This window comes from Serratia marcescens (assembly GCF_029846115.1).
Taxonomy (GTDB): domain Bacteria; phylum Pseudomonadota; class Gammaproteobacteria; order Enterobacterales; family Enterobacteriaceae; genus Serratia; species Serratia marcescens_L.
Genome location: NZ_JARVZZ010000001.1, coordinates 548,042 through 557,302, shown reverse-complemented (window position 1 = coordinate 557,302; position 9,261 = coordinate 548,042). Strand labels below are relative to the sequence as shown.

The window sequence follows — 9,261 nt, the reverse complement described above, 5'->3', positions numbered from 1 at the left end:
ATGTTGACGATTACACTCCCCCATCAATCGAAATGGGTGTGAGGAGTAATTATTTACGTTTATAAATAATTGGAGCTCTGGTCTCATGCAGAACCAAAGAATCCGTATCCGCCTGAAAGCGTTTGATCATCGTCTGATCGATCAATCAACCGCGGAAATCGTCGAGACTGCAAAGCGCACTGGTGCGCAAGTCCGTGGTCCGATCCCGCTGCCAACTCGCAAAGAGCGCTTTACCGTTCTGATCTCTCCGCACGTCAACAAAGACGCGCGTGATCAGTACGAGATTCGCACTCACAAGCGTCTGGTTGACATCGTTGAGCCAACCGAGAAAACCGTTGATGCTCTGATGCGTCTGGATCTGGCTGCCGGTGTAGACGTGCAGATCAGCCTGGGTTAATCAGGTCATTGAGCGATTGAGAGGTTGAAACAATGATTGGTTTAGTCGGTAAAAAAGTGGGTATGACCCGTATCTTCACTGAAGATGGCGTTTCTATCCCAGTAACCGTAATTGAAATTGAAGCGAACCGCGTGACTCAGGTTAAAAGCCTGGACACCGACGGTTACCGTGCCGTTCAGGTTACCACTGGTAGCAAAAAAGCTAACCGTGTAACCAAACCGGAAGCGGGCCATTTCGCTAAAGCTGGCGTTGAAGCTGGCCGTGGTCTGTGGGAATTCCGCCTTGAAGAAGGTCAAGAGTTCGCTGCAGGTCAGGAAATTAGCGTAGAAATCTTCGCTGACGTTAAAAAAGTCGATGTTACCGGTACTTCTAAAGGTAAAGGTTTTGCTGGCACTGTTAAGCGCTGGAACTTCCGTACCCAAGACGCTACCCACGGTAACTCCTTGTCTCACCGCGTTCCGGGTTCTATCGGTCAGAACCAGACTCCGGGCAAAGTGTTCAAAGGCAAGAAAATGGCTGGCCACCTGGGTGATGAGCGCGTAACCGTTCAGAGCCTGGACGTAGTACGTGTTGACGCTGAGCGCAACCTGCTGCTGGTTAAGGGTGCTGTACCGGGCGCAACCGGTGGCAACCTGATCGTTAAACCAGCTGTGAAGGCGTAAGGGGATAGCAATGGAATTAGTATTGAAAGACGCGCAAAGCGCGCTGACTGTTTCCGAAACTACCTTCGGTCGTGATTTCAACGAAGCGCTGGTACACCAGGTTGTTGTTGCTTATGCAGCAGGTGCCCGTCAAGGTACCCGTGCTCAGAAGACCCGTGCTGAAGTAACTGGTTCCGGCAAAAAGCCATGGCGTCAGAAAGGCACCGGCCGTGCGCGTTCAGGTTCTGTAAAGAGCCCGATCTGGCGTTCAGGCGGCGTGACCTTTGCTGCTAAGCCACAGGACCACAGTCAGAAAGTAAACAAAAAGATGTACCGCGGCGCGCTGAAAAGCATCCTGTCCGAGCTGGTACGTCAAGATCGTCTGATCGTTGTCGAGAAGTTCTCTGTAGAAGCGCCTAAAACTAAGCTGCTGGCACAGAAACTGAAAGATATGGCTCTGGAAGACGTGCTGATCGTGACCGGTGAACTGGATGAGAATCTGTTCCTGGCAGCTCGCAACCTGTACAAGGTTGACGTGCGCGATGTAGCAGGTATCGATCCGGTTAGCCTGATCGCCTTCGACAAAGTGGTTATGACTGCTGATGCTGTGAAGCAAGTTGAGGAGATGCTGGCATGATCCGTGAAGAACGTTTGCTGAAAGTGCTGCGTGCACCGCACGTATCTGAAAAAGCATCCGCTGCGATGGAAAAAAGCAACACCATCGTTCTCAAAGTTGCCAAAGACGCGACCAAAGCAGAAATCAAAGCTGCAGTGCAGAAACTGTTTGAAGTCGAAGTCGAAGACGTGAACACCCTGGTAGTTAAAGGGAAAGTGAAGCGTCACGGTCAGCGTGTTGGTCGTCGTAGCGACTGGAAAAAAGCTTACGTCACCCTGAAAGAAGGCCAGAATCTGGACTTCATCGGCGGCGCAGAGTAAGTCGGAGGAGTAAGAACAATGGCAATTGTTAAATGTAAACCTACATCTCCGGGTCGTCGCCACGTTGTTAAAGTGGTTAACCCTGAGCTGCACAAGGGTAAACCTTATGCCCCGCTGCTGGAAAAACTGAGCAAAAGCGGTGGTCGTAACAACAATGGCCGTATCACCACCCGTCATATCGGTGGTGGCCACAAGCAACATTATCGTCTGGTTGACTTCAAGCGCAACAAAGACGGTATCCCTGCTGTGGTTGAGCGTCTGGAGTACGATCCGAACCGTTCCGCGAACATCGCGCTGGTTCTGTACAAAGACGGCGAACGCCGTTACATCCTGGCGCCGAAAGGCCTGAAAGCTGGTGACCAGATTCAATCTGGCGTTGATGCTGCAATCAAAGCGGGTAACACCCTGCCGATGCGCAACATTCCAGTTGGTTCAACGGTTCACAACGTAGAAATGAAACCAGGTAAAGGCGGCCAGATGGCTCGCTCCGCTGGCGCCTACGTTCAGATCGTTGCTCGTGATGGTTCCTACGTAACTCTGCGTCTGCGCTCCGGCGAAATGCGTAAAGTTCCAGCTGATTGCCGCGCCACCCTGGGTGAAGTCGGTAACGCTGAACACATGCTTCGCGTTCTGGGTAAAGCAGGTGCTGCACGTTGGCGTGGTGTTCGTCCTACCGTTCGCGGTACGGCGATGAACCCGGTAGATCACCCGCACGGTGGTGGTGAAGGTCGTAACTTTGGTAAGCACCCGGTAACTCCGTGGGGCGTTCAGACCAAAGGTAAGAAGACCCGTAGCAACAAGCGTACTGATAAGTTCATCGTACGTCGCCGTAGCAAAAAATAATTAGAGGATAAGCCATGCCACGTTCTCTCAAGAAAGGTCCTTTTATTGACCTGCACTTGCTGAAGAAGGTAGAGAAAGCGGTGGAAAGCGGTGACAAGAAGCCTTTGCGCACTTGGTCCCGTCGTTCAACGATCTTTCCTAACATGATCGGTTTGACCATCGCTGTCCATAATGGTCGTCAGCACGTACCAGTGTTCGTTTCCGATGAAATGGTCGGTCACAAACTGGGTGAATTCGCGCCGACTCGTACTTATCGCGGCCATGCGGCTGATAAAAAAGCTAAAAAGCGCTAAGGTAGGAGGAAGAGATGGAAACTATCGCTAAACATCGCCACGCTCGTTCTTCTGCTCAGAAGGTTCGCCTTGTTGCTGACCTGATTCGCGGTAAGAAAGTGTCGCAAGCTCTGGAAACTCTGACCTACACCAACAAGAAAGCTGCTGGTCTGGTTAAGAAAGTGCTGGAGTCTGCCATTGCTAACGCAGAACACAACGATGGCGCTGACATCGATGATCTGAAAGTTACGAAAATCTTCGTAGACGAAGGCCCAAGCATGAAGCGCATTATGCCGCGTGCAAAAGGTCGTGCAGATCGCATCCTGAAGCGCACCAGCCACATTACTGTGGTTGTGTCCGATCGCTGAGACTCTGGAGACTAGCAATGGGTCAGAAAGTACATCCTAATGGTATTCGCCTGGGTATTGTCAAACCTTGGAACTCTACTTGGTATGCGAATACCAAAGAATTCGCTGACAACCTGGACAGCGACTTTAAAGTTCGTCAATTCCTGACTAAGGAACTGTCGAAAGCTTCCGTTTCTCGCATCGTTATCGAGCGTCCTGCGAAGAGCATCCGTGTGACCATTCACACTGCTCGCCCAGGCATCGTTATCGGCAAGAAAGGTGAAGACGTCGAAAAACTGCGCAAGGTCGTAGCGAACATCGCTGGCGTTCCTGCACAGATCAACATCGCCGAAGTCCGTAAACCGGAACTCGACGCTAAATTGGTTGCTGACAGCATCACTTCTCAGCTGGAACGTCGCGTTATGTTCCGTCGTGCTATGAAGCGTGCAGTACAGAACGCAATGCGTCTTGGCGCTAAAGGTATCAAAGTTGAAGTAAGCGGCCGTCTTGGCGGCGCTGAAATCGCACGTACCGAATGGTACCGCGAAGGTCGTGTTCCATTGCACACTCTGCGTGCGGACATCGACTACAACACATCTGAAGCGCACACCACTTATGGTGTAATCGGCGTTAAGGTATGGATCTTCAAAGGTGAGATCCTGGGTGGTATGGCTGCAGTTGAACAACCGGAACCGGCTGCTCAACCTAAAAAGCAGCAGCGTAAAGGCCGCAAGTAAGGAGAGTCGCTGATGTTACAACCAAAGCGTACAAAATTCCGTAAGGTGCACAAGGGCCGCAACCGTGGTCTGGCGCAAGGTACGGATGTTAGCTTCGGCACTTTCGGTCTGAAAGCTGTTGGCCGTGGCCGTCTGACTGCTCGTCAAATCGAAGCAGCTCGTCGTGCAATGACTCGTGCAGTTAAGCGTCAAGGCAAGATCTGGATCCGTGTATTCCCGGACAAACCGATCACCGAGAAGCCGCTGGAAGTGCGTATGGGTAAAGGTAAGGGTAACGTGGAGTATTGGGTTGCCCTGATCCAGCCTGGTAAGGTCCTGTACGAAATGGACGGCGTGCCAGAAGAGGTTGCCCGCGAGGCATTCAAACTGGCAGCAGCGAAACTGCCGATCAAAACCACCTTTGTAACTAAGACGGTGATGTAATGAAAGCACAAGAGCTGCGTGAAAAAAGCGTTGAAGAGCTGAATGCCGAGCTGCTCAACCTGCTGCGTGAGCAATTCAACTTGCGCATGCAGGCGGCCAGTGGCCAGCTGCAACAAACTCACCTGTTGAAACAAGTGCGTCGTGACGTCGCACGCGTTAAGACTTTACTGACTCAAAAGGCGGGTGTGTAAATGACTGAAGTTATCCGTACCCTGCAGGGTCGTGTTGTTAGCGATAAAATGGAGAAATCCATCGTTGTTGCTATCGAACGTACTGTGAAGCACCCGATCTACGGGAAATTCATCAAACGTACGACCAAGCTGCACGTACATGACGAGAACAACGAATGTGGTACCGGCGACGTGGTGGAAATCCGCGAATGCCGCCCACTGTCCAAGACTAAGTCCTGGACGTTGGTTCGCGTTGTAGAGAAAGCGATTCTGTAATAGAGTAGCTGGCTCTCACTTAATAAACGGCTCAGAAAATGAGCCGTTTATTTTTTCTACCCATACCAAGTAAGCGGTGTTATAATGCTGCGCCCTCGGTTATGGGGCTTTTCAACGGCCTAATTTTTACTTGGGTCTTTAAAGTAGTAGTTGACATTAGCGGAGCACTAAAATGATCCAAGAACAGACTATGCTGAACGTCGCCGACAACTCCGGTGCACGTCGCGTAATGTGTATCAAGGTTCTAGGTGGCTCGCACCGTCGCTACGCAGGCGTCGGCGACATCATCAAAATTACCATCAAGGAAGCAATTCCTCGCGGTAAGGTGAAGAAAGGCGATGTTCTGAAGGCGGTAGTGGTGCGCACCAAGAAGGGTGTACGTCGCCCGGACGGTTCTGTCATTCGCTTCGATGGCAATGCATGCGTTATTTTGAACAATAACAGCGAGCAGCCTATCGGTACGCGTATTTTTGGGCCGGTAACTCGTGAACTGCGTAATGAGAAGTTCATGAAAATTATCTCTCTGGCACCAGAAGTACTCTAAGGAGCGAACATGGCAGCGAAGATCCGTCGTGATGACGAAGTTATCGTGATTACCGGGAAAGACAAAGGTAAGCGCGGTAAAGTAAAAAATGTCCTGTCTGCTGGCAAGGTCATTGTTGAAGGCATCAACCTGGTTAAGAAACACCAGAAGCCGGTTCCGGCTCTGAACCAACCAGGCGGCATTGTTGAAAAAGAAGCTGCAATTCAGGTTTCTAACATTGCTATCTTCAACGCGGCTACCGGCAAGGCTGACCGTGTAGGCTTTAGATTCGAAGACGGCAAAAAAGTCCGTTTCTTCAAATCTAACAGCGAAACTATCAAGTAATTTGGAGTAATACGATGGCGAAACTGCATGATTACTACAAAGACGAGGTAGTCAAACAACTGATGTCTCAGTTTGATTACAACTCTGTCATGCAAGTCCCTCGGGTCGAGAAGATCACCCTGAACATGGGTGTTGGTGAAGCGATTGCTGACAAGAAACTGCTGGATAACGCCGCAGCGGACCTGACAGCTATCTCCGGTCAAAAACCGTTGATCACCAAAGCCCGCAAATCTGTTGCAGGCTTCAAAATCCGTCAGGGCTATCCGATCGGCTGTAAAGTAACTCTGCGTGGCGAACGCATGTGGGAGTTCTTTGAGCGCCTGATCTCCATTGCTGTTCCACGTATCCGTGACTTCCGTGGCCTGTCCGCCAAGTCATTCGATGGCCGTGGCAACTACAGCATGGGCGTGCGTGAGCAAATCATCTTCCCAGAAATCGACTACGACAAAGTCGATCGCGTTCGTGGTTTGGATATTACCATTACCACTACTGCGAAATCTGATGATGAAGGCCGCGCGCTGCTGGCTGCTTTTAACTTCCCGTTCCGCAAGTAAGGCAGGGTTACTGATGGCTAAGCAATCAATGAAAGCACGCGAAGTCAAGCGCGTGAAATTAGCTGACAAGTTCTTTGCAAAACGCGTTGAACTGAAAGCTATTATCTCTGATGTGAACGCATCCGATGAAGATCGTTGGAATGCCGTTCTCAAGCTGCAAACTCTGCCGCGTGATTCCAGCCCGTCTCGTCAGCGTAAACGCTGCCGCCAAACTGGCCGTCCACATGGTTATGTGGGCAAATTCGGGTTGAGCCGTATTAAGCTTCGTGAAGCCGCTATGCGCGGTGAAGTACCAGGCTTGAAAAAGGCTAGCTGGTAATTACCAATTGAATCACGGGAGTAAAGACAGATGAGCATGCAAGATCCGATCGCGGATATGCTGACCCGTATCCGTAACGGTCAAGCCGCGAACAAAGTTGCGGTCACCATGCCTTCCTCCAAGCTGAAAGTGGCAATTGCCAACGTGCTGAAGGAAGAAGGTTTTATTGAAGATTTCAAAATCGAAGGCGACGCCAAGCCTGTTCTGGAACTGGTACTGAAGTACTTCCAGGGCAAAGCTGTGGTAGAAAGCATTCAACGTATCAGCCGTCCAGGTCTGCGCATCTACAAGAAAAAAGATGAGCTGCCAAAAGTTATGGCCGGTTTGGGTATCGCTGTTGTTTCTACCTCTAAAGGTGTTATGACCGATCGTGCAGCTCGCCAGGCTGGTCTTGGTGGCGAGATTATCTGCTACGTAGCTTAATTCGGGAGGAAAGAATGTCTCGTGTTGCAAAAGCACCCGTCGTCATTCCTGCCGGCGTAGAGGTAAAACTCAACGGTCAGGTTATTTCGATTAAGGGTAAAAACGGCGAGTTGACTCGTACTATCCACGACGCCGTTGAAGTGAAGCAAGAAGCTAACGCACTGACTTTCGCTCCGCGCGAAGGTTTTGCTAACGCATGGGCTCAAGCGGGTACCACGCGCGCTCTGCTGAACGCAATGGTTGTTGGTGTTACCGAAGGCTTCACCAAAAAGCTTCAACTGGTAGGTGTTGGTTATCGTGCTGCCGTTAAAGGCAACGTGGTGAATTTGGCCCTGGGCTTCTCTCACCCTATCGATCACCAGCTGCCGGCAGGTATCACTGCTGAATGCCCAAGCCAAACTGAAATCGTGCTGAAAGGCGCTGATAAGCAGGTCATTGGCCAGGTAGCAGCAGATCTGCGTGCTTACCGTCGTCCTGAGCCTTACAAAGGCAAAGGTGTTCGTTACGCCGACGAAGTCGTGCGTACCAAAGAGGCTAAGAAGAAGTAAGGTAACACTATGGATAAGAAATCTGCTCGTATCCGTCGTGCGACCCGCGCACGCCGCAAGCTCCAAGAGCTGGGTGCAACCCGCCTGGTGGTACATCGTACCCCGCGTCACATTTACGCACAGGTGATTGCTCCAAACGGTTCTGAAGTACTGGTAGCCGCTTCTACTTTAGAAAAAGCTATCGCGGAGCAACTGAAGTATTCCGGTAACAAAGACGCAGCAGCAGCCGTAGGTAAAGCTCTGGCTGAGCGCGCGTTGGAAAAAGGGATTGCGAAAGTATCCTTTGACCGTTCCGGTTTCCAATATCATGGTCGAGTCCAGGCACTGGCAGATGCTGCCCGTGAAGCTGGCCTTCAGTTCTAAGGAAGAGGTTTAAGATGGCTCACATCGAAAAACAAGCTGGCGAACTGCAGGAAAAGCTGATCGCGGTAAACCGCGTATCTAAAACCGTAAAAGGTGGCCGTATTTTCAGCTTTACCGCACTGACTGTAGTTGGTGATGGTAACGGTCGCGTTGGTTTTGGCTACGGCAAAGCACGCGAAGTTCCAGCAGCGATCCAGAAAGCGATGGAAAAAGCCCGTCGCAACATGATGAACGTCGCGCTGAACAGCGGCACCCTGCAGCACCCTGTTAAGGGCGCTCACACGGGTTCTCGCGTGTTCATGCAGCCTGCTCATGAAGGTACCGGTATCATCGCGGGTGGTGCAATGCGCGCCGTTCTCGAAGTTGCTGGGGTGCACAACGTATTGGCTAAAGCTTATGGTTCCACCAACCCGATCAACGTGGTTCGTGCAACTATCGACGCTCTGGCGAATATGAAGTCTCCTGAAATGGTCGCTGCTAAGCGTGGTAAATCCGTTGCCGACATTCTGGGGTAATTGACCATGGCTAAGACTATTAAAGTTACACAAACTCGCAGCTCAATTGGCCGTCTGCCGAAGCATAAAGCTACTCTGCTCGGTCTGGGTCTGCGTCGTATTGGTCACACCGTAGAGCGCGAGGATACTCCTGCTGTTCGCGGTATGGTCAACCTGGTTTCCTACATGGTTAAAGTTGAGGAGTAACAGATGCGTTTAAATACTCTGTCTCCGGCTGAAGGTGCCAAGCATGCGCCTAAGCGTGTAGGTCGTGGTATTGGTTCTGGCCTGGGTAAAACCGGCGGCCGTGGTCACAAAGGTCAGAAGTCTCGTTCTGGCGGTGGCGTACGTCGTGGTTTCGAAGGTGGTCAGATGCCTCTGTACCGTCGTCTGCCGAAATTCGGCTTCACTTCACGCAAAGCGATGATCACGGCAGAAGTTCGTCTGTCTGAACTGGCTCTGGTTGAAGGCGATGTTATCGACCTGAACGCGCTGAAAGCCGCTAACGTAGTTGGTGTCCAGATCGAATTCGCGAAAGTTGTACTTTCTGGCGAAGTCGCTCGTCCGGTAACCCTGCGTGGTCTGCGTGTCACCAAAGGCGCTCGTGCTGCTATCGAGGCTGCTGGCGGTAAAATTGAGGAATAAGTAGC

21 protein-coding genes are annotated in these 9,261 nt (G+C 51.3%); all 21 read left to right on the top strand.

Annotated features, from left to right (window positions below; all coding sequences use genetic code 11):
• Positions 1-85: 85 nt before the first annotated feature.
• On the top strand, positions 86-397 hold the full coding sequence (gene rpsJ / locus QDT79_RS02610; RefSeq protein WP_001181005.1) for a 30S ribosomal protein S10: 312 nt from the start codon (positions 86-88) through the stop codon (positions 395-397).
• A gap of 32 nt (positions 398-429) precedes the next feature.
• Entirely contained in the window at positions 430-1,059 is a 630-nt protein-coding gene (rplC, locus tag QDT79_RS02605; RefSeq protein ID WP_015379265.1) for a 50S ribosomal protein L3, read from the top strand.
• A 10-nt stretch (positions 1,060-1,069) separates the two neighbouring features.
• Entirely contained in the window at positions 1,070-1,675 is a 606-nt protein-coding gene (gene rplD, locus QDT79_RS02600; RefSeq protein WP_004929779.1) for a 50S ribosomal protein L4, read from the top strand.
• Positions 1,672-1,974, top strand: a complete 303-nt coding sequence (rplW, locus tag QDT79_RS02595; RefSeq protein WP_004951179.1) for a 50S ribosomal protein L23 — start codon at positions 1,672-1,674, stop codon at positions 1,972-1,974. Before rplD ends, rplW begins: the two co-directional genes overlap by 4 nt.
• An 18-nt stretch (positions 1,975-1,992) precedes the next feature.
• Positions 1,993-2,817: a 50S ribosomal protein L2 gene (rplB, locus tag QDT79_RS02590; RefSeq protein ID WP_004929775.1), complete on the top strand. Its 825-nt coding sequence runs from the start codon at positions 1,993-1,995 to the stop codon at positions 2,815-2,817.
• 14 nt (positions 2,818-2,831) lie between these two features.
• Positions 2,832-3,110: a 30S ribosomal protein S19 gene (rpsS, locus tag QDT79_RS02585; protein ID WP_004929772.1), complete on the top strand. Its 279-nt coding sequence runs from the start codon at positions 2,832-2,834 to the stop codon at positions 3,108-3,110.
• A gap of 14 nt (positions 3,111-3,124) precedes the next feature.
• Positions 3,125-3,457 carry a 50S ribosomal protein L22 gene (gene rplV, locus QDT79_RS02580; protein ID WP_002223844.1) on the top strand — a complete coding sequence of 111 codons (333 nt, stop codon included), beginning with the start codon at positions 3,125-3,127 and terminating at the stop codon, positions 3,455-3,457.
• Positions 3,458-3,474: 17 nt separating this feature from the next.
• A complete protein-coding gene (rpsC, locus tag QDT79_RS02575) occupies positions 3,475-4,173 on the top strand; it encodes a 30S ribosomal protein S3 (protein ID WP_063991193.1) in 699 nt (232 codons plus the stop codon).
• A 12-nt stretch (positions 4,174-4,185) separates the two neighbouring features.
• Positions 4,186-4,596 carry a 50S ribosomal protein L16 gene (gene rplP / locus QDT79_RS02570; protein WP_004929764.1) on the top strand — a complete coding sequence of 137 codons (411 nt, stop codon included), beginning with the start codon at positions 4,186-4,188 and terminating at the stop codon, positions 4,594-4,596.
• The gene (rpmC, locus tag QDT79_RS02565; protein ID WP_004929762.1) at positions 4,596-4,787 is read left to right on the top strand and encodes a 50S ribosomal protein L29; all 192 of its coding nucleotides are present in this window, start codon (positions 4,596-4,598) and stop codon (positions 4,785-4,787) included. Before rplP ends, rpmC begins: the two co-directional genes overlap by 1 nt.
• Positions 4,788-5,042 (top strand): 30S ribosomal protein S17, encoded by a 255-nt coding sequence (gene rpsQ / locus QDT79_RS02560; protein WP_004929760.1) that lies wholly within the window; start codon positions 4,788-4,790, stop codon positions 5,040-5,042. It abuts the gene before it with no gap.
• 172 nt (positions 5,043-5,214) lie between these two features.
• On the top strand, positions 5,215-5,586 hold the full coding sequence (rplN, locus tag QDT79_RS02555) for a 50S ribosomal protein L14 (protein ID WP_000613954.1): 372 nt from the start codon (positions 5,215-5,217) through the stop codon (positions 5,584-5,586).
• A 9-nt stretch (positions 5,587-5,595) separates the two neighbouring features.
• On the top strand, positions 5,596-5,910 hold the full coding sequence (rplX, locus tag QDT79_RS02550) for a 50S ribosomal protein L24 (RefSeq protein ID WP_004929758.1): 315 nt from the start codon (positions 5,596-5,598) through the stop codon (positions 5,908-5,910).
• 14 nt (positions 5,911-5,924) lie between these two features.
• A complete protein-coding gene (rplE, locus tag QDT79_RS02545; RefSeq protein ID WP_061800465.1) occupies positions 5,925-6,464 on the top strand; it encodes a 50S ribosomal protein L5 in 540 nt (179 codons plus the stop codon).
• Between the two features lie 13 nt (positions 6,465-6,477).
• Positions 6,478-6,783: a 30S ribosomal protein S14 gene (rpsN, locus tag QDT79_RS02540; RefSeq protein WP_048232029.1), complete on the top strand. Its 306-nt coding sequence runs from the start codon at positions 6,478-6,480 to the stop codon at positions 6,781-6,783.
• A gap of 30 nt (positions 6,784-6,813) precedes the next feature.
• Positions 6,814-7,206 (top strand): 30S ribosomal protein S8, encoded by a 393-nt coding sequence (gene rpsH / locus QDT79_RS02535; protein ID WP_004929753.1) that lies wholly within the window; start codon positions 6,814-6,816, stop codon positions 7,204-7,206.
• A gap of 14 nt (positions 7,207-7,220) precedes the next feature.
• Positions 7,221-7,754 (top strand): 50S ribosomal protein L6, encoded by a 534-nt coding sequence (gene rplF / locus QDT79_RS02530; RefSeq protein ID WP_004929751.1) that lies wholly within the window; start codon positions 7,221-7,223, stop codon positions 7,752-7,754.
• A 9-nt stretch (positions 7,755-7,763) separates the two neighbouring features.
• Complete coding sequence (gene rplR / locus QDT79_RS02525; RefSeq protein ID WP_004929748.1) at positions 7,764-8,117, top strand: 50S ribosomal protein L18; 354 nt, start codon at positions 7,764-7,766, stop codon at positions 8,115-8,117.
• Positions 8,118-8,131: 14 nt separating this feature from the next.
• Positions 8,132-8,632, top strand: coding sequence for a 30S ribosomal protein S5 (rpsE, locus tag QDT79_RS02520; protein ID WP_004929747.1), 501 nt, complete (start codon positions 8,132-8,134; stop codon positions 8,630-8,632).
• Positions 8,633-8,638: 6 nt separating this feature from the next.
• Positions 8,639-8,818 carry a 50S ribosomal protein L30 gene (gene rpmD / locus QDT79_RS02515; protein WP_048232028.1) on the top strand — a complete coding sequence of 60 codons (180 nt, stop codon included), beginning with the start codon at positions 8,639-8,641 and terminating at the stop codon, positions 8,816-8,818.
• Between the two features lie 3 nt (positions 8,819-8,821).
• Positions 8,822-9,256, top strand: a complete 435-nt coding sequence (gene rplO, locus QDT79_RS02510; protein WP_004929742.1) for a 50S ribosomal protein L15 — start codon at positions 8,822-8,824, stop codon at positions 9,254-9,256.
• The last annotated feature ends 5 nt before the right edge of the window (positions 9,257-9,261 follow it).